Source organism: Nocardia sp. CA-107356, assembly GCF_050946365.1.
In the GTDB taxonomy this organism is placed as follows: domain Bacteria; phylum Actinomycetota; class Actinomycetes; order Mycobacteriales; family Mycobacteriaceae; genus Nocardia.
Map to the genome: position 1 here is coordinate 3,953,925 of NZ_CP191992.1, position 26,180 is coordinate 3,980,104.

At 65.9% G+C, this 26,180-nt stretch carries 22 protein-coding genes; 12 read left to right on the forward strand and 10 right to left on the reverse strand.

Features of this window, described 5'->3' with window-relative positions; genetic code table 11:
- Positions 1-45: 45 nt before the first annotated feature.
- Together ACQP1G_RS17645 and ACQP1G_RS17650 are read left to right on the forward strand one after the other, a co-directional pair.
- Positions 46-1,173: a hypothetical protein gene (locus tag ACQP1G_RS17645; RefSeq protein WP_433205229.1), complete on the forward strand. Its 1,128-nt coding sequence runs from the start codon at positions 46-48 to the stop codon at positions 1,171-1,173.
- Positions 1,173-1,718: a hypothetical protein gene (locus tag ACQP1G_RS17650; protein ID WP_433205232.1), complete on the forward strand. Its 546-nt coding sequence runs from the start codon at positions 1,173-1,175 to the stop codon at positions 1,716-1,718. Before ACQP1G_RS17645 ends, ACQP1G_RS17650 begins: the two co-directional genes overlap by 1 nt.
- A 42-nt stretch (positions 1,719-1,760) precedes the next feature.
- On the opposite strand, the gene ACQP1G_RS17655 is transcribed toward ACQP1G_RS17650, so the two are convergent.
- The gene (locus tag ACQP1G_RS17655; protein WP_433205235.1) at positions 1,761-3,557 is read right to left on the reverse strand and encodes an acyl-CoA dehydrogenase; all 1,797 of its coding nucleotides are present in this window, start codon (positions 3,555-3,557) and stop codon (positions 1,761-1,763) included.
- A gap of 110 nt (positions 3,558-3,667) precedes the next feature.
- On the opposite strand from ACQP1G_RS17655, the gene ACQP1G_RS17660 reads away from it, so the two are divergent.
- Complete coding sequence (locus tag ACQP1G_RS17660) at positions 3,668-4,276, forward strand: QsdR family transcriptional regulator (RefSeq protein WP_433205238.1); 609 nt, start codon at positions 3,668-3,670, stop codon at positions 4,274-4,276.
- Here the strand turns inward: ACQP1G_RS17660 and ACQP1G_RS17665 are convergent.
- From ACQP1G_RS17665 to ACQP1G_RS17675, 3 genes are read right to left on the reverse strand one after another with little or no spacing between them, the layout of a single operon-like run.
- Positions 4,261-5,253 carry a 1-aminocyclopropane-1-carboxylate deaminase/D-cysteine desulfhydrase gene (locus ACQP1G_RS17665; protein WP_433205241.1) on the reverse strand — a complete coding sequence of 331 codons (993 nt, stop codon included), beginning with the start codon at positions 5,251-5,253 and terminating at the stop codon, positions 4,261-4,263. The two genes, ACQP1G_RS17660 and ACQP1G_RS17665, sit on opposite strands and share 16 nt — an antisense overlap.
- 20 nt (positions 5,254-5,273) lie before the next feature.
- Positions 5,274-6,308: a phosphotransferase family protein gene (locus tag ACQP1G_RS17670; protein WP_433205244.1), complete on the reverse strand. Its 1,035-nt coding sequence runs from the start codon at positions 6,306-6,308 to the stop codon at positions 5,274-5,276.
- A gap of 5 nt (positions 6,309-6,313) precedes the next feature.
- Complete coding sequence (locus ACQP1G_RS17675; protein WP_433205247.1) at positions 6,314-7,429, reverse strand: hypothetical protein; 1,116 nt, start codon at positions 7,427-7,429, stop codon at positions 6,314-6,316.
- Between the two features lie 91 nt (positions 7,430-7,520).
- Here ACQP1G_RS17675 and ACQP1G_RS17680 point away from each other — a divergent pair, with 91 nt between their 5' ends.
- Positions 7,521-8,123 carry a TetR/AcrR family transcriptional regulator gene (locus tag ACQP1G_RS17680; protein ID WP_433205250.1) on the forward strand — a complete coding sequence of 201 codons (603 nt, stop codon included), beginning with the start codon at positions 7,521-7,523 and terminating at the stop codon, positions 8,121-8,123.
- 158 nt (positions 8,124-8,281) lie between these two features.
- Here ACQP1G_RS17680 and ACQP1G_RS17685 read toward each other — a convergent pair whose 3' ends face one another.
- Positions 8,282-11,128, reverse strand: a complete 2,847-nt coding sequence (locus tag ACQP1G_RS17685) for an ATP-binding protein (RefSeq protein ID WP_433205253.1) — start codon at positions 11,126-11,128, stop codon at positions 8,282-8,284.
- 113 nt (positions 11,129-11,241) lie between these two features.
- Here ACQP1G_RS17685 and ACQP1G_RS17690 point away from each other — a divergent pair, with 113 nt between their 5' ends.
- A complete protein-coding gene (locus ACQP1G_RS17690) occupies positions 11,242-12,399 on the forward strand; it encodes an epoxide hydrolase family protein (protein ID WP_433205256.1) in 1,158 nt (385 codons plus the stop codon).
- Positions 12,400-12,466: 67 nt separating this feature from the next.
- Positions 12,467-13,399 (forward strand): MerR family transcriptional regulator, encoded by a 933-nt coding sequence (locus ACQP1G_RS17695; RefSeq protein WP_433205259.1) that lies wholly within the window; start codon positions 12,467-12,469, stop codon positions 13,397-13,399.
- 63 nt (positions 13,400-13,462) lie between these two features.
- Here ACQP1G_RS17695 and cysC read toward each other — a convergent pair whose 3' ends face one another.
- The 3 genes from cysC to ACQP1G_RS17710 are packed head-to-tail and all read right to left on the reverse strand — an operon-like array spanning position 13,463 to position 17,153.
- Positions 13,463-15,301, reverse strand: a complete 1,839-nt coding sequence (gene cysC / locus ACQP1G_RS17700) for an adenylyl-sulfate kinase (RefSeq protein ID WP_433205262.1) — start codon at positions 15,299-15,301, stop codon at positions 13,463-13,465.
- Positions 15,301-16,233, reverse strand: a complete 933-nt coding sequence (gene cysD / locus ACQP1G_RS17705) for a sulfate adenylyltransferase subunit CysD (protein ID WP_433205265.1) — start codon at positions 16,231-16,233, stop codon at positions 15,301-15,303. Before cysD ends, cysC begins: the two co-directional genes overlap by 1 nt.
- A 32-nt stretch (positions 16,234-16,265) precedes the next feature.
- Complete coding sequence (locus tag ACQP1G_RS17710) at positions 16,266-17,153, reverse strand: helix-turn-helix domain-containing protein (RefSeq protein ID WP_433205268.1); 888 nt, start codon at positions 17,151-17,153, stop codon at positions 16,266-16,268.
- Between the two features lie 123 nt (positions 17,154-17,276).
- Here ACQP1G_RS17710 and ACQP1G_RS17715 point away from each other — a divergent pair, with 123 nt between their 5' ends.
- From ACQP1G_RS17715 to ACQP1G_RS17730, 4 genes are all read left to right on the forward strand, one after another.
- Entirely contained in the window at positions 17,277-18,440 is a 1,164-nt protein-coding gene (locus ACQP1G_RS17715; RefSeq protein ID WP_433205271.1) for a hypothetical protein, read from the forward strand.
- Complete coding sequence (locus tag ACQP1G_RS17720) at positions 18,440-19,216, forward strand: SDR family oxidoreductase (protein WP_433205274.1); 777 nt, start codon at positions 18,440-18,442, stop codon at positions 19,214-19,216. Before ACQP1G_RS17715 ends, ACQP1G_RS17720 begins: the two co-directional genes overlap by 1 nt.
- Before the next feature lie 4 nt (positions 19,217-19,220).
- Complete coding sequence (locus ACQP1G_RS17725) at positions 19,221-20,390, forward strand: sulfotransferase family protein (protein ID WP_433205277.1); 1,170 nt, start codon at positions 19,221-19,223, stop codon at positions 20,388-20,390.
- A gap of 264 nt (positions 20,391-20,654) precedes the next feature.
- The gene (locus tag ACQP1G_RS17730) at positions 20,655-22,124 is read left to right on the forward strand and encodes a flavin-containing monooxygenase (RefSeq protein WP_433205279.1); all 1,470 of its coding nucleotides are present in this window, start codon (positions 20,655-20,657) and stop codon (positions 22,122-22,124) included.
- Here ACQP1G_RS17730 and ACQP1G_RS17735 read toward each other — a convergent pair.
- Both ACQP1G_RS17735 and ACQP1G_RS17740 read right to left on the reverse strand, forming a co-directional pair.
- On the reverse strand, positions 22,105-22,776 hold the full coding sequence (locus ACQP1G_RS17735) for a PaaI family thioesterase (protein ID WP_433205282.1): 672 nt from the start codon (positions 22,774-22,776) through the stop codon (positions 22,105-22,107). The two genes, ACQP1G_RS17730 and ACQP1G_RS17735, sit on opposite strands and share 20 nt — an antisense overlap.
- A 70-nt stretch (positions 22,777-22,846) precedes the next feature.
- On the reverse strand, positions 22,847-24,268 hold the full coding sequence (locus tag ACQP1G_RS17740) for an MFS transporter (RefSeq protein ID WP_433205285.1): 1,422 nt from the start codon (positions 24,266-24,268) through the stop codon (positions 22,847-22,849).
- Positions 24,269-24,339: 71 nt separating this feature from the next.
- Here ACQP1G_RS17740 and ACQP1G_RS17745 point away from each other — a divergent pair, with 71 nt between their 5' ends.
- Both ACQP1G_RS17745 and ACQP1G_RS17750 read left to right on the forward strand, forming a co-directional pair.
- On the forward strand, positions 24,340-25,353 hold the full coding sequence (locus tag ACQP1G_RS17745; protein WP_433205288.1) for a GlxA family transcriptional regulator: 1,014 nt from the start codon (positions 24,340-24,342) through the stop codon (positions 25,351-25,353).
- A 170-nt stretch (positions 25,354-25,523) separates the two neighbouring features.
- Positions 25,524-26,177 carry an HAD family hydrolase gene (locus ACQP1G_RS17750; RefSeq protein WP_433205291.1) on the forward strand — a complete coding sequence of 218 codons (654 nt, stop codon included), beginning with the start codon at positions 25,524-25,526 and terminating at the stop codon, positions 26,175-26,177.
- Positions 26,178-26,180: the final 3 nt, after the last annotated feature.

Sequence of the window (26,180 nt, forward strand, 5' to 3'; positions counted from 1 at the left end):
GTGCAGGACAGGAAGAACGTCGGAGTACGAGAGATGAGGACCGCTATGAGCACGTCAGCACCACCCGATGCGACCGCAGCCGATGCCGGACCGGCAGCCTCCGATAACGGCATCGCCGCCCGGATCGGCGCTTGGGTCGTTTTAGTCGGCACCGCAGTTACTTTGGTCGGTCTCAGCTGGGATATCCAGTGGCACGACGAAGTCGGACCCGACACCTTCTTCACCCTGCCGCATCTACTCCTGTACTCCGGTAGCGCCATATCCGGATTCGCCAGCCTCGCTATGGTGCTCATCGCCACCGCGGCCCAACGTGCCGGTCGGCCCGTGCCGATACTCGGCGGCACCCCCATCCGGGTCTTCGGCAGTAACCTCACCGCACCGCTCGGCTATATGATCGCCGGTGCTGGCGCCGCTTTGTTCCTGCTGTACGGCCTGCTCGATCTGGAATGGCATTCGATCTACGGCTTCGACGCGGTACTCAACACCCCGTCACACGTGGCGCTGTTCCTGTCGATCTCGCTCACCATGATCGGCAGCATCATCGTCTTCGCGGCCCACCGCGACCACCGCTCGGGTCGGATCGGCATCGTCCTCGCGATTCCGATCCTGATCACCTTCGCGCCGATTACCACCAACGCATTGAACAACCTCGACCTGCCCGCCGATCCGACGATCCTCGGCATCGTGCTGTTCGGACCGATGTTGCTCATCCTCGGCGCGGCGCTGCTGGCTCGTGCGGGCGCCGCCATTGCGATTGCCGTCGCACTCGGCGCGATGCAGGCGATGCTGTGGTGGTTCTCGCCCTGGGCCGCGCACACCTACGCGTCGGCGATCGGTCTGCCGCTGCGTGACGGTCTCACGGGGCGGGCGCCGGCCCTGCCGGCCATGATGCCGATGTTCCTGATTGTCGCGGCCGCCGCAGTCGAGGCGCTGTTCTGGTTGGCCCACAACCGTGGTTTCGACGCCAGGAAGATCGTGTTGGCGGCCGGTGTCGTGACCGGCGTGATCGTCGGTGTGACCTTTCCGCTCCAGCTGGACCTCACCCATGCCACGAGGCACATCGCATTCGGCGACATCGTGACGATCACGCTCCTCGGCATTCCGCTGGGTCTGCTCGCCGGATTCCTGGGCGGCCGGTTCACCACCATGCTGCCCGCAGTGCGGGAGGCGTGATGCCCGTACTGCGCAGACTCGTCGTCACCGTACTGACGACGATCACCCTGTCCCTGATCGCGATCGCCCCCGCGTCCGCCTACGCGCCGGTCGAGATCGTGCATACCGAGCGCGTGCAGGCGGGTCCGTACGGCGTCACCGTCGGGTTCTCCAGCTGGCCCATCCGCGCGATGAAATCGCTGGACCTCACCTTCATGCCCGACGGCGGTATCGCCGATAAGTCCGGGACGCTGCGGTTGACCGGACCCGCGGTCAGACCAGGCCGCCGCGCGACGCCGCTGGTCCGCCATCCCCGCAAACGCGACTCCTGGGGTCTGGATGTCAAGGCCTTCGACGCCCCGGGCACCTACACCTTTACCTTCGTGATCGACGGTCCGCTCGGACACGGCGAAGGGACCCTCGGCAATGTGACGGTCCTCGACCAACCCGGACCGCCCCTGCCACTGAGCTGGACGATCGGCACCCTGCCCTTGCTCGGCCTGGTCATATTCCTCGCGGTGGCCTGGCGCCGCACCCGGCCCGGCCACCGACCACTGATCGTCTGAGCCAACGAACGTGCCGCAGTCCGATCACGCGCACCGAGCGGATCAGAACCACGCGTCGTGCATATCCAGCGTGGTTCGGTCCATCAGCTCCAGCAGATCCAATTGCGGTGCCGTCCTCGGCAATTCGTAGCGGAAGAAGTAGCGGGCCGCCGCGCGCTTGCCGTCGTAGAAATCGCCCTGCTTGTCGTGTGCGGCCAGCGCCTGCTCGAGCCAGATCCACGCGACCACCACATGGCCGAATGCCTCCAGGTAGATACTCGAATTCGCCATCGCGGCGGCGATATCACCGGAAGCGAACATCCAGCCGGTGACGGTGAGCAGGCGCTGCCAGACCGCATCGAGTTGACCGCCGAATTCGGTCCACTCGCCGCCCGCCTCGGTGGCCGCGAGCACGGTGCGCTCGATCTGTGCGGCCAGCAGCCGCAGGCTCCCCCCGTCGTGCTGGATCACCTTGCGGCCCAAGAGATCCAGACCCTGGATGCCGTGGGTGCCCTCGTGGATGGGGTTCAGCCGGTTGTCGCGGTAGTGCTGTTCGACGTCGTATTCGCGGGTGTAGCCGTAGCCGCCGTGCACCTGGATGGCGAGGCTATTGGCCTCCAGACACCATTGCGATGGCCAGCTCTTGGCCACACCCGTGAGGATTTCCAGTAGCAGGGTGTGGTTGCGTTTCGCGGCCAGATCCGTGGTGGTGCGTTCCAGATCGACGAGCCGGTTGCAGTAGAGCAGCAGACCGAGCGCACCCTCGACATAGGCCTTCTGCGCCAACAACATTCGCCGCACGTCCGGGTGCTCGATGATCGGCACCTGGGGTGCGGACGGGTCCTTGGCGGTGGCCGCGCGACCCTGACGGCGTTCACGGGCGTAGTCCAGCGATTTCAGATATCCGGTGTAGCCCAAGGCTGTTGCGCCGAGCCCGACACCGAGCCGCGCCTCGTTCATCATGTGGAACATGTAGGACAGGCCGCGGTGCGGTTCGCCGACGAGATAACCCACCGCTCCGGCCGCACCGTCCGGAGTGTGCTTGCCCTCGCCGAAGTTCAGCACCGTATTGGTGGTGCCGCGGTATCCCATCTTGTGGTTCAGCCCGGCCAGCACCACATCGTTGCGCGAACCGAGCGAACCATCCGCGGCCACCAGGAATTTCGGCACGATGAACAGCGAGATGCCCTTGGTTCCGGCCGGTCCGCCCGGAATCTTGGCGAGTACGAGGTGCACGATATTGTCGGTCAGCTCGTGATCGCCGCCGGAGATCCACATTTTCGAGCCGAACAGCCGGTAGGTGCCGTTGGCCTGCGGTTCGGCGCGGGTGACGATATCGGCCAGCGATGAACCGGCCTGCGGCTCCGACAGGCACATCGTCCCGGTGAACCTGCCCTCGATCATGGGCTTGACGAAGCGATCGACCTGATCCGGAGTGCCGTGTGCGGCAAGGAGATTGGCATTGCCGACGGTCAGGAAGAGATAGCCCGCGGTGCCGACATTGGCCGCCTGGAACCAGCAGAACCCGGCCGCCTCCAGGGTGGCGGGCAGTTGCAGCCCGCCGATCTGCTCATCCATGGCGGCGCCGATGAGATTCGCCTTGCCGAAGGCCTCGATCGCGGCCTTGACCTCCGGGATGATGGTGACCCGCTCGCCGTCGAAGGTCGGCTCATTGCTGTCATTGCGCTTGTTGTGCGGCGCGAACTGCTGGGTGGCGAGATCCTCGCACAGGTCGAGGAAACCGTCGAAGGTTTCCCGGGAGTGTTCGCTGAACCGCGGCAGCGCCGTCAGCTCCTCGACCCGCAGCCATTCATAGAGCAGGAAATCCAGGTCCCTGCGGGAGATCAATGTCGAGCGCACGGGCACATCCTCTCGCGGTGGCGGAGCACTGGCCCAGACGGGCGTGCTGCTCGTCCGGGTCGATTTGGTACGTTACTACGCATGTGTCGCGAATCGATCCCAGGGCTGGGATGACCACAACCTCCGGTGCCGCTCGTCCGGTCGGCCGTCCTGCCGCCGCCTCCCCGGCGCAGGTGCTGGCCGCGGCGAGTGCCCAGTTCCTCGCGTCCGAGCGGGTCGACGTGCAGGCGATCGCGGCCGAACTGGGTCTGTCGCGGGCGACCATCTACCGGTGGTTCGGTTCCCGGGACGGTCTGCTCGGCGCGGTCATGGTGTCGGAATTCGAGCGGATGGTCGTTGCGGCCCACACCCGCGTCGATGGATCCGGCGCGCCGCGCGTGCTCGCCATGCTCGACCGGGTGGCGCGCTGGATGACGCGCAGCGAGGCATATCGGTATTTCATCGCGACCGAACAGGCCACCGCGGGCCGCATCATCACCACCAGCGACGGACCGGTGCAGCCGAAGGTGGTCGGGGTGGTCGCCGAGATCCTCGATGACGCGATCGAGGACGGTTATCAGAACCGGGTCGATACACCGACTTTCGCCTATGCGCTGGTCCGGCTCATCGAGGCATTCCTGTATCAGGATGCGGTGACGGGCATTCGGGGCGATGTGGATCGGTTGCGTGCGGTGCTGGCCGTGATTCTCGGGCTCGATCCGGATCAGCGCGGCCCATAGGTATTGAGGAACAGCACCGGTCCGCCGCCGAAGTCGCCGCGAGTATCCATCTCCAGGAGCCCGGCCAAAGCCTTTGCGGTGTAGACGGTTTCCAATTCCAGCCCGGTGGTCGCGGCGAGTTTCTTCGCGGCGACAGCCGCCGGAGTTTCATGACCGTAGCCGGGACCGATCCAGTCGCGCACCATCGTCACGTCGTCCGCGAGCAGATCGGGCGCGGCGAATTCCGCGCCGCGTGCGCGCAGCACCGCCGCGGCGCTGTTGGCCAGCCCGACGATGCGTCGCGCGTCGAGCGGGAGCGAGTCGTTGACCACGACACCGACGACGCGGGTGCGCAATCCGGCCAGCCGTAGGCCGAGCGCCAAACCCGCGGCCGTGCCACCGGATCCGACGGCGGTCACCAGATGTGCCGGTTCGGGTAGCTCGCCCGCGGCGATCTGCACCGCCAGTTCCAGGGCGCCCTCGACGTAGCCGAGCGTGCCGATCGGCGACGATCCGCCGACGGGCAGCAGGTACGGCGGGGTGCGGCCGTGCATATGCCGCAGCAGCAACCACGGCGCGGCGAGGACGGTGCGCAGCTTGCTGTGTGTGAAATGTAAGGTGGCGCCGGAGTTTTCCAGTCGCCGGAGCTGCGCACGGACGTGGTCGTCCATCGGTTGATCGACCAGCGCCAGTGCGGTGTCGATGCCGAATTCTCTGCCGTAGAGCGCTGTGGCCAGACCCCAGTTGGTGCCGGTGCCACCGAAGGTGAGGACGGTGCGGGCGCCGCGCCGTCGCGCCTCGGGCAACAGCCACTCCAGCTTGCGGATCTTATTGCCACCCCAGCCGCCGGATCCGTACCCGCTGTCGTCCTTGCACCACACGGTGCTGGAGGTGCCGAGATCCAGCGGGCGGACCGGCGTCGGTGCGACACCGAGTCGTGCGAACGGCAACGTGCTGGCCAGTTCGGGGAAGCGCTGGTGGAGCAGGGAATCGGTCATAGTCGGACCATTATCGCGGTTCAGCTCCCTTCGGCGAGCAGCTGGTCGAGGCGCGCCGCGCAGACCTGAGAGAGATCGCCCATGCCGAGCTGGCTGGACATGCGCAGCAGGGGTACGGAAAGTAGGACCGCGCAGAGGATTTCATTGAAACGCAGGTTGCGCACCGGCCAGCCGGTGCGTGCCTCGTATCCGGCGATGGTCTCGGCCCGTGTCGGCGTGCCGGGCAGCCGCGCCCGGCCCTGGAAGTCGCTGCACAGCCAGTCCGTCAGGAGCAGCCAGGCGAGATCGGCCTCGTGATCGCCGAGGTGGGCGATCTCCCAGTCGAGGACGCCGATGACCGAGAGATCGTCGCCGTAGAGGATATTCGACAGGCGGCTATCGCCCCAGCACAGCGTGACATGTTCGGGTTGGTAGCGATTTTCGCGCAACCAGGCGATCGACCGGTCGAAGATCGGCGACGGAGTGGGGCTGGCCCAGTGCACCGCCCGATCCAGATAGTTGACCGCTTGTTCGAGCGGTTCGGTACCGAATCCGGGCATGCGCAGGAACTCCAGGCGCAGTGCGGCCGGATCGAGCCGGTGGACCCGCGTCATGGTGTCGACACAGGACCACCACATCGACGCTCGCTCTTCGGGTGTCGCCTCGAAATACATCCCGGCCTCGTGGTAGGTCGGGACATCGCTCGGTGTCCGGCCGCCGTCGATCCGGTCCATGACGAAATACGGCGTACCGAGCGGATTCGGGTCGGTATCTATCCAGCGCACTGTGGGGACCGGGATATCGGTTGCGGCAAGGCGCCGCATCACCAGGAACTGCCTGCGCAGGTCGTAGTCGGGGAACAGGGCGACCTCAGGCGGGCGGCGAAAGACGAAACCAGCGTGGCCCGGTGCGGTACTCAGCCCTTCGATATCGAAAAGGTAGGTGTCGGAGGCAAAGCCCTGATCGGCGCGCTTCCAGTTCGCGATATTCGCCCGCTCGGCACCCGGGATACGCTGGCGAACAAGGGATTCCAGATGCGCTGGTAGCTCGTCCGGGGTGAGCCGGGTTACGCTCATACCGCTCACCAGCCGGTGTAGCCGTAGCGCGGGTAGCTGCCCATGAACACCATCTCCAGCAGTCCGTGCCCGATCTTGTCGCCCGTCCGCACCTCGCACAGCGTCTCGCTCAGCAGACTGATCGGCCGGACCTGGTCGAGATCGGTAATGTCGACGGTGAATCCATCGCTGAACGACGTACCCCGCCACATCCCCGACGCGTAGCCGCGGTACTCGTTGTAGCCCGCCAAACCGGGCCAGAAACGACAGATCGGACGCACCTCGAGCATCGAGGACGCGCGGTCGGCGCGGTGCACGGTGAAGGTGCCGCCGGAGGCGAGGCGCAGATCCGGTTCGAAGGCGAGATCGTGCTCGACATCGATGATCGGCGTCGAGTCCCGTCCGGTCGCGATCGGATACAGCACCTCGCCCTCGAATTGCCAGCGTGCACCGGTGCTGGTCTCGCGCTGTGCGAAATGCACAAGTTCATCATCGAATTGGAAGATGCCCATGTAGTAGAGGACGCCGTCGGGAACCTCGGAGGGTTGCAGGCTCACGCCCTCGTCGAGGCTGCCGCCGCCGGGGCCGTGCCGCACGCCCCAGGAGTGATCGCGGCCGAACCACCATTGATCGGGGTCGATATCGATGCGCCTGCCATCGATGTCGATCCAGCCGGTGACGGTGCCGTTCTGGTAGTAGCGCCGCGCGTCCTCGCGCACCCGCCCGCGGGAACGATGGAAGGCAGGTGTCTGCTCGTAGGCGGGGAACGTCCCGCGAAAATCCAGCCGCAGGCGCAGGGCGTGATCGTTGTCCGCGAGCGTGGCTCTGGTGCCGAGCAGCGGTTCGGTCACCTCGTAGGCGTACGGGCCGACGTCCCATGCGCCGAGAGTCGACGCGCGATGGTTGTATTCGGTCGACAGACGCACCACCTTCGCCTGTTTGCCGCCGACGGTCACCATGGCATAGGCGTCCATGACATTGCGGTTGGGGAATCGCGCGAGTCCTGTCATCACGCTGATCTCGCCGGACTTGTCGAAGCCGTACATCACCACGCGCTCGGTCCAGCGCAGGTCGCTCTGTCCGACGTGATCGAACGTCGTCGCGAGTTGATGGGACAGCATTTCGTCTTCGGGTACGAGCATTCGGACTCCTTTATCGGGTACCTCACGAATATATTACGTTGTACACCGCAACGTAATTGTTTCGCCGATTCCGCCGGGTACGCTCCGCCCTATGACGTCCACCGATTCCGCGAACCCGAGGTCCGCCGCCGGGCGGCCACGCGATGCGCAGATCGATCGGGCCGTCCTAGACGCGACCAGGGAACTGCTAGCGGAGGTCGGCTATCAGGACACCTCGATCACCGCCGTCGCCCGGCGCGCCAATGTCGGGACCGCACCCATCTACCGACGCTGGCCCGGTAAGGAGGCCCTGATCGAGGACGCCGTCTTCGGCTCCGAAAACCTGTGGCTCCCAGCCGAAACCGACGATCTACATGCCGACCTGATCGAGTGGGTGCGCATCTTTCTGGCCCGCATCGCGGAACCCTCCACTCGCGCCGCGATTCCCGGTCTCATCTCGGCCTATCACAGCGAGCCCGACCGCTACCGCGCCCTGCACGATCGCGCCGACCTACCCGCCCGTCAGGCGCTGACGGCCCGAATTCGCTCGGCCATGCCCGCGGACGCCGATGGAACTGCAACGGCGGACCTGGTTTTCGAAATCCTGGTCGCACGGACATTGTTGCGCGGACTGACACACGGCACCGACGACGCCGAAACCTTCTGCGCCCGAACGGCCGACGCCCTGCTGGCCCTTATTCGGGCCGCCACCTGACCGGGATCGCCCGAATCGCGGCAGGCCCACGAGCGAGGGTTTCGTGCTGGTTGTATCCGGCGATGGCCAAGCGGAGGCCACTATGACCGATGGTGAGCGGCTGTGCGGTCCGGGTACCGCACGACCCGGCGCCGAAGGGGATTGATGTCGAGCCGCGCTCAGTCGGGCTCGAGGAGGCCGTGTTTGCGGGCCACGGCGGCAGCCTCGGTTCGTGTCGCGGTACCGAGCTTGGTGAGGATTCGCGATACGTGCACGCCTGCGGTATTGCCGCTGATGAACAGTTCGGCCGCGATCTGACGATTGGTCAAACCCCGTGCGACCAGACGCAATACGTCCGTCTCACGTGCTGTCAGGCCGAAGGTTCTCGGCGGTGCCGCTGCTGGCTCCTGGGGACTCACCCGGAGTGCGACCCCGGCACGCTCGGCCAATTGCCCCGCTGCCTCGGTCAATGGTGTCGCGCCCAATTCCATCGCCAGTTCGGCGGCCTCGCGAAGGCGTTCTCGTACTGCGGAGCGATTGCCCACGGCCAGTTCGGCTTCGGCGCAGCCGAGGAGGCTGCGGGCCAGATCGTAGGTCTGGCCGATGGTGCGCCAAGCCGATACTGCTGCGTGCCAGGTGGCGGGATCGCTGCTCCGAGTGGCAGTGAAGACGGCGCGGTAGGCCGTATCTACCGCGCTGGTGATCGGCAATCGGTCGGCGGTCGACGCGAGATCCGGTGTCGTGTCCTCGATCCGGGCCGCGGCCGCGAGCAGCGGCCACACCTCATGGTGATGGGTGGCGAGGTCATCGGCCGCCAGTGCCTCGGTGATTACCTCACTCGCACAGCGGGAGTCTCCGACCGCGAACGCGATATCGGTACGCACAGTGTGTAATTGGAGCTGGTACTGGCGTGCCCAGCGTCCGTCGCTCAATAGCGCCGCGGCGGCATCGGCGCTGCTCGTTGCCGCCGCCGAAGAGCCCTGGGCCAGGGCGATTCTCGCGTGGCAGAGCAGTAGTGCGGCCTTGCTCAGCGGCGGCACTTGCCCGGTGAGCGATTCGTCGATGAGATCGAGCGCCTCGGGCCAGCGGCCCAGAGCGGTCAACGCCTGGGCCCATTTCACCAGCAGGATGGGCCCGGCCTCGGCGAAACGGAAGGTTTCGTGGGCCGCCCGCAACCCCTGCTGGATCGCCTCGATTGCCGCATGGTGCTGGCCCGCCGCGACCAGCGCCGCCGACTCCCACAGCACCACGGTCAACAGCGTCCGTGGATCGGCGGTTGCGGCATGGGCCCGTTCGAAATACCTAACGGCGGAACCATTCTGGGCGACCGCCGCCAAACCTTGATAGGCGTAGCCGCGCGCCGCCAGCGAGGGCGTGCCGGTCTGTTCGGCCATCGCGACGACGGCGCGGGCGGCGCGCGCGGCCCCGTCCGCGTCGCCGCTGAAGACGCGTGCTGCCGCGAGTTCGCTGAGCACTTCACCACGCAGGACGGTCGGCGGCTGCTCGGGCAACAACTCCAGTGCCCGGTCGAGATCGCAGACGGATCCGGCGCTGCTCTGATTCTTCAGCCCCGCGCGGTAGTAGTACAGGCGGGCAGCACGCTCTGGTGCGGTCGTTGCATCCAGCAGTTTCAGCGCCTCGTCGGCCGCCGCGACGCCACGCTCGACGATGCCACCGAGATGGCAGGCCTCGACAACGCGTTCCAGCACGGCGAGGCGATCGGCCTCGACCAGGATCGCCGCGTCGGGCACTCGATCCCATAGTGCCAGCACCCGGTCCAGATGCCGCAGGCGTTCGCGCTGTGCCCCCTCGGATTCCGCGCTCGTGGCGGCACCCCAGGATGCCGTGAGCGCGCGTGGCAGATCGCCCGCGGCATGCGCGTGGTAGGCCAGCTCGCCGGTCCGCCAGTCGCCCGACCGCGTCGTATCATCGGCGATCAAAGCCTCAGAAAGTCTGGTATGTAAGCGCTTTCGTTCGATAGGCAGTAGGTCGTCGTAGACGGCATCGCGAATCAGGCTGTGTCGGAACTCGTAGCCGGCATCGGTGGCGAGTAGCAGCTGCTGTTCGGTCAACTGGCGCAGCGCCAGGTCCAGCGCATCATCGGTCAGGTCCGTTGCGGATTCCAGTAACCCACCACGCACCGGCGAACCCGCGGCGGCAGCAAGTCGCAAGAGTGCCTTGGCGTTTTCGGACAGACCGGATTGATAGCCGAGCAGCAGTTCGGACAGGTCCGCAGGGGCATCCTCCGGTGCACGGTCGGGATCCTCCTGCAGAGCACGGCCGAGTGCTTCGACGAACAGCGGAATTCCTTTGCTGCGCTGGAAGACTCGTGTGCCGACACCGGGATCCGGCTCGCGGCCGAGCATTGCTGCCAGCTGGCGCCCGACCTCATGTTTGGTCAGCGGCTGCGGAGTCAGCACGCGCACACCGGAATTCCGCCGCAGCCCGGCGACGTGTCGACGAAGCGGCTCCGAATCGGTGGGCCGGTAGGTGCCGATCAGCTGTAGATCGCGCTGGCCGAGATCGGCGACCAGGAAGGCCAGCAGCTCCCGGCTCGAATCGTCGGCCCAGTGCAGGTCCTCCAGGACGAGCACCACCGGACGTACGAGTGCCAGTTGTTCCAGCACCGTGAGGATCTCGCCGAACAACCGGATCCGATCCGACTCGGGCTCCGCCGATCCGGCCCGCACCGCCAGTTCGGGCAGCCAGCGCGATAGCGCCGGGCGCGGGACCGGGAGCAGCGCGGCCAGCTCCGCCACGCCGATCCGGCGTACCAGACCACGCATGATCGAGACGAACGGCGCGAACGGCACCGCATTCTCGCCGGACTCCGGACACCGGGCGACCAGCACCACCACATTCGCGCCGAGCCGCGAAGTGAACTCGTTGACCAGCCGCGATTTACCGAGGCCCGGTTCACCGGCGATCAGCACCGTATGCACCGACTCGTCCTGATATGCGCGCTGTAGCGCGGAGACCTCGGCTGCTCGTCCGACAAAGGCACCGCGGTCGGGAACGCTCAACACCACGCGATCATGCCCGGATCATGGGCCAGGTGACAACGTAAAGAGCAAGCGGAGCCGAATATAACGAATTCTCGTGATTCGCGGACACCCCCGTTACCAGCAGGGTTAGTGGCATGACGAACAACGACATCCGCCCCCTCCGCATCGAAATCCCACAGGCCGATATCGACGATCTGCGCGAGCGGCTGGCCCGCACCCGCTGGATCGACGACCTGCCCGGCACCGGCTGGGAGCGTGGCGTGCCCACCGCATATTTGCAGGAGCTCGCCGGCCACTGGGCCGAGAAATTCGATTGGCGCGCGGTCGAGGCGGAGCTCAATAAGTACCCGCAGTTCATCACCACCATCGATGGTCAGGATGTGCACTTCCTGCACGTGCGGTCCGCCGCGGCCGACGCCACCCCGCTGCTGTTGCTGCACGGTTGGCCCAGCTCGGTGCTCGACTTCTTGGACGTGATCGGCTCGCTGACCGATCCGAAGGCATCCGGCCACACCGAGGTGCCCGCCTTCCACCTGGTTATTCCGTCACTGCCGGGCCACGGCTTCTCCGGTCCGATCACCGAGGCCGGTTGGCACGACGGCCGGGTCGCGGCGGCACTTGCGGAGCTGATGGCTCGCCTCGGCTACGACCGGTACGGGGTGCAGGGTGGTGACCACGGTGCGTTTCTCGCGCCGCGGCTGGCCCGGCTCGACAGCGAGCATGTGCTCGGCGTGCACGTCAATGCGCTGGTTACCTTCCCGACCGGCGATCCAGCCGATATGGCCGCGCTCACCGACGCCGAGCGGCAGCGGATGGCGCGCATGCAGAACTTCCAGGACGACGGCTCCGCCTATATGAAGCTCAAGGGTTCGCGTCCGAACACCATCGCGCAGCTGGTGGCCGATTCCCCGGCCGGACAGCTCGGCTGGATCATCGAGAAGTACAAGGAGTGGATCGACCAGTCGCACGAACTGCCGGAACAAGGCGTCGACAAGGATCGGATCCTGGCGAATGTGAGCATCTACTGGTTCACCGATACCGCCCGCAGCGTCGCCAACTTCTACTACGAGCGCTTCCACGATGCCGCGATGTTCGCACCCGCGCCGCAAGGCATCGTGCCCACCGGTGTCGCGGTCTTCAAGGACGGTGATTACGCGATCCGCCGTTTCGCGGAGAAGGCGCACAACATCACGCACTGGTCGGAGTTCTACGCCGGCGGCCACTTTCCGGCCCTCGAGGTCCCTGACCTGCTCGTCGGTGATATCCGCGAGTTCTTCCGCACTATCGGCTGATTGCGCCCGGCCATAGCATCGCGCTGGGATTTGCGTCTCCACCAAGGGGAGACGGGAGGGTAGGGGCATGGACGGCGACACGCTTTATCCGATCGGCATGATGGCCGAGCGGACCGGCCTCTCGGTCAAGACCATCCGGTTCTATGCCGATACCGGTGTCGTGTCGCCGACCGCCCACAGCCCCGCCGGCTACCGGCTCTACGACGACGACGCACTCGTCCGCCTACAACTGGTGCGGACCCTGCGCGAACTCGGCATTGATCTCCCCGCCATCCGACATGTGCTCGAACGCACGCTGTCGGTGTCCGAGGTCGCGGCCGCGCATGCCGAAGCGCTGGAATTCCAGATCAGCACACTTCGGGTGCGGCGCACGGTGTTACGAGCAATCGCCGAGCGGGGCCCGACCCCCGAGGAAATGGAACTCATGCATAAGCTAGTTGAACTCTCCGACGCCGAAAAGCGCCGCCTCATCAGCGATTTCGTCGAAGAAACCTTCGGCGGCACCGATGCCGACCCGGAATTCGTCGAACTCATCCGCTCGGCCGTGCCGCAACTGCCCGACGACCCGGAACCCGCTCAGGTGCGGGCCTGGGTGGAACTCGCCGAACTCACCCGAGACCCCGACTTCCGTGCATCGGTGCGCCGCATGGCGGAATACCAGGCCGCGCAGCGCGCCGAGGGCGACACCACCGGTCTGCACCACGAGCTGACCGAACTCGTACGCGATCGTGTCGGCAGGGCTCTGGCATCAGGGATAGCGCCGGATTCCGTTGCGGCCGAACCCATTGTCGAGGAGTTGAGGTCCGCATACGCGGCGACCTTCGATCGCGCGGACGACGCCGAGCTACCAGGCTGGCTGCTGGCCCGGCTCGAGGTCGCGGGAGACCCGCGCGCCGAACGCTATTGGCAACTGCTCGCCGTCATCAACGGCTGGCCCGTACCGCCGACCCTGGTACCGGTGTTCGACTGGCTCGGTGCCGCACTGCGTGCGAAGCCCTGACCGCATCCGGCGAATGCCGGGACCGTAGTGGCGGACCCGGCATTCGCTGAAAGGGCAGGCTGGTCAGTCCAGATCCGCCAGCTTCGCGAGAATGGCCGCGGCCATGGCCGCGGGGTCGCCGTCCTCGGGACGCAGCACCAGTTCGGCTCCCGTTGGCGCCTCGTAGGGATCGTCGATACCGGTGAATCCGCGGATTTCCCCGGCACGCGCCTTGGCGTACATGCCCTTGGGATCGCGGGATTCGCAGATCTCGAGGGGTGTGTCCACGAAGACTTCGACGAACGGGATTCCCGCTGCCCCGTGTACGGCGCGGACCTTGTTGCGGTCGGCGGCGTAGGGGCTGATGAGGGAAACCACCGCCACGACACCGGCTTCGGCGAACAGCCGGGCCACTTCGCCTACCCGGCGAATGTTTTCCACGCGATCGGCCGCGCCGAAGCCGAGGTCGGCATTCAGACCGTGGCGCAGATTGTCGCCGTCGAGTAGGAAAGCCGGGCGACCTGCCGCGACCAGGCGGCGTTCCAATTCCACGGCGACAGAGGACTTTCCGGAGCCCGACAGGCCGGTCAGCCAGACGGTCAGCCCCGTGGTCGGGCGTTCGTCGCGGCCTACGGCGGTGGCATGCCAGACCACGCGGGACGACGGCAGAGTAGGGCCGGTGATCATGCCGGCCGCGACCGTGTTGTTGGTGGTGTCGTCGACGAGGATGAAGCTGCCGGTGGTGCGGTTGCGCCGGTAGGGATCGAACAGCAGCGGCTGGCGAGTGCGCAGCTGGATGCGCCCGATCTCGTTGAGCGACAACGAATCCGCGTTCTCATCGCGGTGCAGGGTATTGACGTCGAGCCGATAGTCCAGGGTCCGCACCTCCGCGGTGGCGGTGCGGGTGGTGTGCCGGATCGTGTAGGTCGCGCCCGGGGTGAGTTCGGAGTCCTCGGCGAACCAGCAGACCATCGCGTCCAGATCGCGTCCGACGTGCGGCCGGTTCGCGGGGCGGCAGATGAGATCACCACGGGACACGTCGAGATGGTCGGCGAGCTGGATGGTAACGGCTTGCGGCGGAAAGGCTTCCGCGACGGGCGTGCCACCCGGACCCCAGATCGCCTCGACCGTGGTGGTGAATCCCGAAGGCAGCACCGCGACTTCATCGCCGGGCTTGAATACGCCACCGCATACGGTGCCGGCGTAACCACGGAAATCCTCGGCGTGCCTGCGGGTTACGTACTGCACCGGGAAGCGCGCGTCGATGAGATTGCGGTCGGAGGCGATGTGCACCTCCTCCAAATGGTGCAGCAGGGGAGAGCCCTCGTACCAGGGCATGCTCGCGCCGCGGTGCACGATATTGTCCCCGTGCAGCGCCGACATCGGGATGAAGGTCAGATCCGGGACGTCGAGTTTCGTTGCGAAGCCGACGAATTCCTCCTTGAGCTCCTCGAACCGGTCCTGTGACCACCCGGCCAGATCCATCTTGTTCACGCACAACACCAGGTGCGCGATACCGAGCAGACTTGCCAGGAAGGCATGGCGGCGCGTCTGTTCCACGATGCCCTTGCGTGCGTCCACCAGGATCAGCGCGAGATCGGCGGTGGAGGCACCGGTGACCATATTGCGCGTGTACTGGATGTGGCCGGGGGTGTCGGCGATGATGAACTTGCGTCGGGGTGTGGCGAAGTAGCGATGCGCCACATCGATGGTGATGCCCTGTTCGCGCTCGGCGCGCAGGCCGTCGGTGAGCAGTGCCAGATCCGGATAGTCGTCGCCGCGTGCCCGGCTGGTCCGCTCAACAGCGGCGAGCTGGTCGGAGAAGATCGTCTTGGAGTCGAACAGCAGACGGCCGATCAGCGTCGATTTACCGTCGTCGACACTGCCCGCGGTGGCCAGACGCAACAGGGTGGTGGTCGTCATCAGAAGTACCCTTCCCGTTTACGATCTTCCATGCCAGCCTCGGAAATGCGGTCATCGGCGCGGGTCGCACCGCGTTCGGTGACGCGGGTGGCGGCGACCTCTACGACCACCTCCGCGGGGTTGGTCGCGGTCGACTCCACACATCCGGTGCAGGTCGCATCGCCGACCGTGCGGAATCGCACCGTGCTTTCATATGGCTGCTCGCCATCGAGTAATTCGAGAAATCGGGTGTGCGCCAACAGCATTCCGTCGCGCTGCACGACGGCTCTGCGGTGTGCGTAGTACAGCGGTGGCAGCTCGATGTCCTCGGCGGCGATGTAGTGCCAGATATCGAGCTCGGTCCAGTTGGACAGCGGGAACACTCGGATGTGTTCGCCCTTGCTGTGTCGCCCGTTGTAGAGGCTCCATAGTTCCGGTCGCTGATTGCGCGGATCCCACTGCCCGTACTCGTCGCGGAAGCTGAATACGCGCTCTTTGGCGCGCGCCTTCTCCTCGTCCCGGCGCGCGCCGCCGAAGACCGCGTCGTATCCGCCCTCGCGGATCGAGCGCAGCAAAGTGGCTGTCTGCAAACGGTTACGGGAGGCGCGCGGCCCGGTCTCCTCCTTGACCCGGCCCGCGTCGATATCGTCCTGCACGCTGCCGACCACGAGTCGCAGGCCGAGCCGTCGCACCGTGCGGTCGCGGTATTCGATGACCTCGTCGAAGTTGTGCCCGGTGTCGATGTGCAGCACCGGGAACGGCAGCGGGGCGGGCCAGAAGGCCTTGGCCGCGAGATGCAGCATGACCACCGAATCCTTGCCACCGGAGAACAGCAGCACGGGCCGTTCGAAGGTCGCGGCGACTTCGCGGAATATATGTGCCGACTCGGCCTCGAGCGCGTCCAGATGAGGCAGCTCGTAGGTGCTCGCCGTCGACTTTGCGTACTGGCTCACATCACAAAACTAGAACACGTTTCGGTCATTGGTCAATGGTTGGAATCCGGCTTGCGACCCCCCGATTGCACGGTCACCCGGTCGGCGGCGGCCACGAGTGCGGTTCCGCGACGGTCGATTTCGGCACCGGTGATGGAAGCCCCGACGTACATCGTGAGCACCATGTTCTGCCTCCCGTCCCCGCCGTAGGTCGGCGCCGCGAGCAGGCTGACCGGGTGTTCCTTGCGTGGTCGCAGATCGGCGCCCACATAGACCCGCTCGCCGAGGCTGGTCACCAGCTCGCCGACGAGTTCGCGCACCTCTTTGGGCAGCTCGTGCGCGGCGACCCCGGCCAGCAAAGAGTACAACCGCCGACCGGCCGCGGTCAGGCTCTCGACCAGGTAGCCGCGCTGTCGGCACTCCGCGACGACCTGGCGCAGCCGGGCCTCGTCCTGCTGCAGCGGCACCGTCGGTGGCTTGTCGAGCCAGGTGTCGAAGGCCGCGTCGGTATCCCACAGCACGTACATCAGCCCGACGGGCGGCGCGAAGTGGTAGGCCGCACCCACCTTGACCAGGCCGGGACCGGTGCTCTCCAACACCATGATCTGCTCGCCGACGACGGCGGATGCCGTGCAGGTGGTGCGGTAGAGCGTGGTGAGTTCCTCGAGTTCGGTGCGGGCGATGGCCGAGCTGGCGAAGCTGTCCTGTGCGATCCTGCCCGCGGCGATAAGCGCAGGTCCGAGGCTATAGGTGGGGGTATTCGCGGCACGCACCAGATAGCCGCCCGCAGTCAATTCGGTGAGGATGCCGAGGCAGGTCGGCTTGGCCAGATCGAGTTCGCGGGCCAGTTCGGACAGGCCGAAGCGTTTGCCGCGCTGTTCGACGAAGAAATCCAGTACTTGGACCACCCGGGCGGTAGGGGCGGATCTGCGGGCAACCATGGACAACTCCTAGAACACGTTCTAATCTTGCTCATATCGAAATGTACCAGACTGGTACATATTTGGAACAGTGATCAACCGTAGCGACCGCTTGCGGGTCGCTCGAAAGGATCGGGAAGCCTCTTGCTGACACAGTCGTTCGCGGAAGCCATCGCCGCCGCCGAGCAGATCATCACCGACGCACCGCATATCCGGACCGAACAGGACCTCGTCGAGGGCTACGACTACCTCGCCGGCAGTATCCGCGCCTCCATCCAAATGGCGTGGGCCTTTGAGCGGGACTTTCCGTTCTTCGTCATGTCCACCGGGCCGTACACGAAGATGGGTCTGGACAACCCGGACACCCTCTACTTCCATTCATATCTGCGTCCCGACGCCGAATATGTGGTGACCGGAACTCGCGGCACCACCCGTGACCTCAGCTTCCAGGTGCTCAACGGCAACTATTCGCCGGTGGACGTGCCCGACAGTGAGACCGCCTTCGATGCCCGCGCCCTCGATATCGCGGCCGACGGCTCCTTCGAACTGCGTCTCGGCCCCGGCGAGGCGCGCCCCGGCTATGTCCATCTCGCGCCCGACTCCGCCATGCTCGTGGTGCGCGAGGTGTACAGCGACTGGGCGACCGAGAAGCCGGGCACGATTCGCATTCAGCGGGTGGACACGATCGGCGACGCACCGCCACCGCTGACCAAGGACCTGATGAGCAAGCGCTACGACATCGCGGGGAAGATGCTGGTCTCGCGGCTGAATACCTTCCTGGCGTTTCCGAAGTGGTTCTATCTCAACCTGCCGGTCAACACGATGACCGAGCCGCGCTCCACCCCGGGCGGACTCACCACCCAGTTCTCCTCTGTTGGCCATTACGAACTCGACGACGATCAAGCGATGATCCTCACGGTGCCGAAATCGGATGCGCCGTACCAGGGTTTCCAACTCGGCAGCATGTGGTACCTGTCGCTGGACTACATCAACCACCAGACCAGCCTCACCGCCGACCAGGCGCGCGTGGATCCGGACGGGATGATCCGGCTCGTGATCAGCGAGCGAGATCCGGGACTGACCAACTGGATCGAGCGCACCGGGCATGCGCGCGGGTACCTGCAGTTCCGCTGGCAGCAGCTCTCGCGGGACCTGAAGCCCGAGGACGGGCCGACGGTGGAGGTGGTGTCGGTCGCCGAATTGCCCGAGCGGCTGCCGTACTACCAGCAGGCTCTGGTCACGCCCGAGGAATGGCGGGCGCGGATCGCGGCACGTCAGGTTGCCGTCGCGGAGAGGATGCTGGGCTGATGTTGTTGCAGGACAAGGTCGTTGTCGTCTCCGGAGTCGGTCCGGGGCTCGGGCGGGCCATCGCGGTGCAGAGCGCGCGTGCCGGTGCCGATGTGGTACTGGCCTCGCGTACCGAATCGCGGCTGACCGAGGTGGCCAAGGAGATCACCGAACTCGGCAGGCGCGCGGTGGTGGTGCCGACCGATATCAATGACGAAGCGGCAGTGGCGAATCTGGTCGAGACGGCGCAGAGTGCGTTCGGGCGGATCGATACGCTGGTGAACAACGCCTTCGCGATTCCGCCGATCACCGATCTGGCCGATGTCGACCTCGATGACGTGCGCGCGGGATTCGAGACCAATGTGCTTGCCGCACTGCGGTTGACGCGACTGTTCGTGCCCGCGCTCACCGAGTCGAAGGGTTCGGTCGTTATGATCAATTCGGCGGTGCTTCGGCATTCGCGGCGCACCTTCGGGCCGTACAAGATGGCCAAGGCGAGTCTGCTCGCGCTGGCGCAGAGCCTGGCCACCGAACTGGGGCCGAAGGGTATCCGGGTGAATTCCGTTGCGCCCGGCTATATCTGGGCCGACAACTTGAAGTGGTACTTCAACTATCTGGCCGAGCAGCGCGGGATCACCGCCGAAGAGGTATACGCCGAGACGGCCGAAACCATCGATCTGCGCAAGCTGCCCGAACCCGATGAGATCGCCGACGCCGTCGTCTTTTTCGCCTCCCATCTGGCGCGGGCGATCACCGGCGCGTGTCTGGATGTCAACGGCGGCGAGTACCACCACTAGGAGAATGATTGTGATCGGCAGAGACGACGTCGGCACCATCGACGATCTACACGCCTCGGCGACCAAGGTCGTCGGATTGAGCGACTTCGGCGACGACGGCTACCGCGAGGGTCTGCGCGTGCTGCTCGAGTCCTATGCCAAGGACGCCGAGTTGACGCCCTTCGGCAATAAGGTCAATCGGGCATTCCTGCGCGGGGCCCTCATCGCGCGACTGCTCAGTGAATCCGCGTGGCAACGCTTTCCGGACTACGCCGAGGTGGCGATCGAGCGCCCGATCTTCGTGACCGGTCTGCCACGCTCGGGTACGACGGCGGTGCATCGACTGCTCAATGCGGATCCCGCGCATCAGGGCCTGGAGATGTGGCTGACCGAGATGCCGCAGCCGCGGCCGCCGCGCGAGACGTGGGCGACGAATCCGGTGTACCAGCGGATCGAGGCGGCGTTCGAGCAGCATCATGTGGAACATCCGGAATTCATGGGCGTGCACCATATTTCGGCGGACCAGGTGGAGGAGTGCTGGCAGTTGCTGCGGCAGTCGGCGATGTCGGTGTCCTATGAGTGCCTCGGCTATCTGCCCGGCTACTCCGAGTGGCTGCGCGAACAGGATTGGACCGATGCCTATCGCAGGCATCGGCGGAATCTGCAGTTGATCGGGCTGCCGGATGCCGGGCGGCGCTGGGTGTTGAAGAACCCGAGCCATCTGTTCGCGCTGGACGCGATCTTCGAGGTGTACCCGGATGCGCTGGTGATCCAGATGCACCGGGATCCGCGCACCATCATCGCCTCGGTCTGCAGTCTCAACGAGCAGGCGTCGGCGGGGTGGTCGGAGAAATTCCGCGGTCCGGTCGTCGGTGCGGCACAGTTGGATCTGTGGGCCAGGGGAGCGGATAGGTTCCTCGCGGATCGCAAGCGGCACAACGCCGCCCAGTTCTGCGATGTGTACTACGACGACTTCGTCGCGGACCCGATCGGCACCGTGGCGTCGATCTACCGTCACTTCGATCTGGCACTGAGCACTGAAGCCGAAGCCGCGATGACGGAGTTGCATTCGGAAAGCACCTCCGGTGCGGCCCGCCCCGCACACCGCTACACCCTCGAGGACTTCGGCCTCACGGCAGCCCACGTCGATACCCGCTTCGCCGAATACCGCAACGAGCACTTCCCCACCGCCTAGCGGGCGATCGAGATCGGGTGGCAGCTGTGGTGACATCGGTCGACGCTGCCACCTGATCTCGGTTCGTCGGTGCGCCCGACGGTAGGGGCCAGGTGCGATGCCATGCCAGCGTATGAAGGCGTGGGCGAAGCAGGCCGGCTCGGCGTAACCGAGGATCGAGCGCTGGCCGGTCTCTGGTAGCAAGACGGCCGAATGTCGGAAAATGTCATGAATATGTCGGGTTGACACATTCTGTCGGCGGGGGTCGCGTCATAGCATCTACGTATGGCTGGAACGCGACAGCGCAACCCACGGGTCGCCATTATCGGGGCCGGGATGTCGGGTATCTGCATGGCCGTCACGCTGCAGCGCGACGGCATCGACGACTTCACTCTCTTCGAGAAGGCCGATCGGTTCGGCGGCACTTGGCGGGAGAACACCTATCCGGGGCTGAACTGCGATGTACCCTCGCGCTTCTATCAGTTCACCTTCGCCAAGAACCCGCGGTGGTCGCATTTCTTCTCGCCGGGCGCGGAGATTCGCGATTACTTCGCCGAGGTCGCGCACGATTGCGGGCTGGCGGGTCGTACGCGGTTCGGTACCGCGGTGGTCGGGGCCGAATTCGACGGTGCGCGCTGGGTGGTGACGACCGCGGATGGCACATCGGAGCGGTTCGATTTCGTGCTCTGCGCGACCGGCATCCTGCACCATCCGCGCACACCGGATATCAACGGTCTGGGCGATTTCGCGGGTGCGATGTTCCATTCGGCGCGGTGGGATCACGATGTCGACTTGGCGGGCAAGCGTGTCGGCGTTCTCGGCACCGGGTCCACCGGTGTGCAGATCGTGACGGCGCTCGCCGGAAATGTCGGGCACCTGAGTATGTTCCAGCGCACACCGCAGTGGATCCTGCCGCTGCGGAATCGCCGATATTCGCGGCTGACCATTGCCGCGCATCGCAGATTTCCCGCGCTGGACGAGTTCGGTTTCGCGGTAACGCGGCACATTTTCGAATTTCTGGTCGACGCCGTCATCAAGCCCGGATTCAAGCGTGAGTTGGTCGGCCGGATATGCCGGGCGAACCTGCGCACAGTGCGCGATCCGGCGCTGCGCGCCGCGTTGACGCCGGACTACCAGCCGATGTGCAAGCGACTTGTGGTGTCGGGCGACTTCTATCGCGCCGTGCAACGCGACGGTGTCGAGATCGTCACCGATGCGATCGGTCATATCGAGCCGCGCGGCATCGTCACCGCTGACGGGCGGTTGCACGAACTCGATGTGCTGGTGCTGGCAACAGGATTCGACGCGCACGCGTTCATGCGGCCCATGGGTATCACCGGAATCGACGGCCGGACACTGGATCAGGTGTGGGCGGACGGGCCGCGTGCCTTCGAAACCGTTGCGGTGCCGGGCTTTCCGAATATGTTCCTGCTGATCGGCCCGCACAGTCCGGTCGGCAACTATCCGCTGACGCTGATTGCGGAGACCCAGGCCGAGCACATCCTCGGCTGGATCCGGCGTTGGCACGATGGTGAATTCGACACGGTGGAGCCGACCGCCGAGGCCACCAGCAGCTACTACGCGGAACTGCGGGCCGCGATGCCCGATACGGTGTGGGCGACCGGCTGTCAGAGCTGGTATCTCGGCAAGGACGGCGTTCCGGAACTATGGCCGTGGACTCCGGCGCGGCACCGCGCACTGATGGCGCGCCGCCCGGACCCCGCGAACTACCGGCTCACTGCTGCCCGGGTTTGAGCACGATGAACAGGCCGCTCGCCTCGGCGCAGAGCCGATCGCCGTCGTGCAGGGTGGCCCGCACGTAGACCTTGCGGCCCTCCTGTCGCTCGACCCGGGCGTGCACCGTCAGCTCGGTGTTCAGCGGGGTGATGGACCGGTAGTCGACGGTGATCGATGCGGTGCGGGTGACCGCGCCCGCGTGCACCGCCGCGGCCATGCCGAGCAGATCGTCGAAGCCGACCGCGACCTGTCCACCGTGGGCGGCGTTATTGCCGCCCAGGTGGAAGGTGCGGAAGGTGATGCGGGCATGGACGCCGTCCTTGCCCGCCTTGTCGATGACGAATGGTGGCAGCGTGATATTGCCACGGGACGGCAGGTCGACCCTGGTCCAGGTCGGCGCGGACCATTCGTCGACGACCGCCGCGTCCAGCTTGTCGTTGAGCTGTTTGAGGACGGCGATCGTCTCCAGCGCCAGCTCATCGGACGGGCAGGCCAGCCGGGCCCGATCCATCAGGCTGCGCACCTGCTCGACGAATGCGCCATAGTGCGGCCCACCGCGCGAAATATCGAGTTCGTCCAGCTGCGCGTTGATCAGCGCCGACATCGGCCGGAACCCGCCCTCATGGTGCTCCTGGCTCGGCAGCGAGTTGCCGACCTGCTGTTCGCTCATATAGAACACGTTATCGGTTGCCCGCCGAATGCTCGCAGCGGGCTCACACGACGTGCTCACCGAGCGGACCTCATATCTGGTGATCGCGTGTGTTGCCGGGTCGGTAGGCGATGCCCGCGGCGGTGGCCAGCGCGCCGACCGCCACCATGTACAGCCACCCGGCGCGGAAGTCGAACAGGTCCGGATGGGCGGTGCGGCCGAGGATCGCGGTGAGGATGGCGACGCCGAGGGCGGAACTGGTCTGGCGGGCCATCATGAGGGTGCCCGATGCCAAGGAGATCTGGTCGGCGGGCAGCAGGGCCGATGCGCCGAACAGTGGTGGCTGCAAGAGTGCGGTGCTCGCGCCCGCGAGGATGGCGCCGGGGAGGAACATCACGAAGTAGTCGGTCGTCGCGCCCGCGGTGAGCGCCCACCAGCCCGAGCCGGCCGCGATGGTGGCACCGCCGAGTGCCGCCGATGTGCGCGCGCCGAAGCGGTTGACGAAACGGCCCGAAAAGGGCGACAGCACAAGGCAACTGAGCGGAACCGGCGCGACCGCCAGGCTCGCCCGCAGCACCGAGTAGTGCCAGTGTTCGGTGAGGAACATGGTGGCTTCGAGGATCATGGCCGCGAACGCCAGGTAGTAGCAGAACACGCCGAGGGCGGCGATGCGGAACATCTTGTGCCGCAGGACAACCGGGCTCACCACGGGATCCGGATGACGACGCACGTGCACGGCGAACAGCGCAGTCAGCAGTACTGCGGCGAGCAGACAGGTCAGGGTGGCGGCCGAGGTGAATCCCCAGGTCGATGTCTGCACGAATGCCGTGGTGAATGCGGCGGTCGACCCGAGAATCAATGCGGCGCCGAGCATATCGAGTCGGCGGTTGGCGTGCTGGCGGATGTCGGGTAGCACGCGCAGTCCGAAGAGGAAGGCCGCCACGGTGAACGGCACATTCAGGAAGAAGATCCAGCGCCACCCGGCCTGTAGGAGCAGGCCGCCGAGTACCGGGCCGCTGCTCGCGCCCGCGGCCGCGATGGCGGTCCATATACCCATGACCGTCGGATGTTCGCGTTTGGCGAAGGACGGCAGCACGAGACCGAGTCCGGTCGGGATCAGTATCGCGGCGGCGATGGCCTGGACCACCCGGGCCGCTATGAGCGCGGCTAGATTCGGCGCCAGCCCGCAGGCGATGGATGCCAACCCGAACAGTGCGATACCCGCGAGGAAGCCGCGCTTGCGGCTGGTGTCGTCGGCGAGGCGTCCAGCCGGGACCAGCAGTGCCGCCATCACGATCGTGTAGGCGTTGAGGACCCAGGAGACCGAGCTCACCGTGGCATTGCCGAATGCGGATTGCAGCGTCGGAAAGGCGACGGTGACCGCGAGCAGGTCGAGGATGGCCAGATATTGGGCTATGGACGCGACCGCGAGCACGCGCCAGCGATGGGGATTCGGTGATTCGACCGGTGTATTCACTTCGCGTAGCGCTTGGTCCGCGGTGATCGTTTGCATGAAATCGACTATGTGCGGCGGCGATTCACCGGACGAGTGTCAGGAATGCCAACATGCGCTAGATTACTGCCATGAAGTCGAAGGCGACCGGTCCGGGAACCTTGGCCGTTGCCGTCGCGCCCGGTCAGCCGGTCTTCGAGGTGGCGATCCCGTATCAGGTGTTCTTCGAACCGCCGCCGGGTGTCGACGGGGCACGGTGGTACGAGTTCAAGCTGTGCGGCCCACGTGACACTCGGCATGCGACGCTGCGGGATCCGTTCGTGGCATTGACCGATTACGACTACGACGACCTGATCGCGGCCGATACCGTGATCGTTCCCTCCACCCCCGATGTACGCCGAGACCCACCCGCCGACCTGGTCGAGGCGGTGCGCGCCGCCTACGAGCGAGGCGCCCGGATCGTGTCATTGTGCTCCGGTGCGTTCATCCTCGCCGCTGCCGGATTGCTCGAGGGTCGTCGCGCCGCAACACACTGGAAGCATGTGCCCGCCCTGATCGAGCGATATCCGGAGATCGATGTCGACCCCACGGTGCTCTATATCGACGACGGCCAGATCTGCACCAGTGCGGGCACCATGGCGGGCATGGATCTGTGCATCCACCTCATTCGCAAGGATCTCGGCTCGCAGGCCGCCAACGCGGCGGCGCGCAATTTGGTGGTGCCGCCACACCGTGCGGGCGGCCAAGCGCAGTACCTCGAATCCCCGGTGCCCGCCTGCGCGAGCGATTCCGGCCTCGCCGCCACACTCCAGTGGGCGCTGCAACAGCTCGAAGAACCGCTGACGGTCGCCGATCTCGCCGAACACGCCAACATGAGCGAACGCACGTTGGCCCGCCGCTTCCATGCCGAACTCGGCGGCACACCCCTGCAGTGGCTGCTGACCCAGAGACTCATTCGCGCAAGGGAATTCCTCGAGGGCACGGACCTACCCGTCGATGTGGTCGCGGCGCGGTGCGGGTTGGGGAGCGCGGCCAACTTGCGTGCGCATTTCGGTCGCGAGGTGGGCATTTCGCCCAGTGAGTACCGGCGGTCACATCGGGCTGACCGGCACGAGGTGGTGATCGGCGCGGACGAGGGTGCGTGACGCTCGTCGGGTGTGGATGTGGCTGTCGGGTGCGTGGTGGGATGGGCTGGCCTAGTGTGGGTACTTGTTGTTCATCAGGTCTTGGCGAAAACCCCACCGCGGGGCGGGTCGATGGGTTGGTCATCGGGTCGTCACCCGATCGGCGTTGCTGGCGAAAGGCTATGTCCCGGATGCACATTGCGGCAGTTGTCTTCGATATGGACGGCGTTCTGATCGATTCGGAGCCGGTGTGGGAGCAGGTGCGTCGCGGTTATGTCGCGGAGAAGGGCGGGCGGTGGCTACCGGATACCCAGCAGCGGTTGATGGGGATGAGCACGGGGGAGTGGTCGGACTATCTCAGTGCTGAGCTGGGTGTCGGTGAGAGACCGGACACCGTGGCCAATGACGTGATCGAGCGGATGGCCGAACATTACGAGCAGGCCGTGCCGCTGCTGCCAGGAGCGGTCGAGGCGGTACAGCGCATCAGTGAGCAATGGCCATTGGCCGTCGCGAGTTCGTCGCCGCGAACCTTGATCGATACGGTGCTCGGCCGCACCGGTCTGATCGAATTCTTCAGCGTCACGTTCTCGACCGAGGAGGTGGATCGGGGAAAGCCCGCGCCCGACGTTTATGTCGCGGCGGCCGCGTTTCTGCGGCACAAGTCCACCGAGTGCGCGGCTGTCGAGGATTCGAGCAATGGGCTGCGCGCGGCACATGCGGCCGGGATGCGCGTCATCGCCGCACCGCGCCCGGAGTATCCGCCCGCCCCCGACGCCCTCGCCTTGGCCGCCGAGGTGATCGATACCCTCGACGAACTCACCCCCGAACTCGTCGCCGGCGAGTGAATC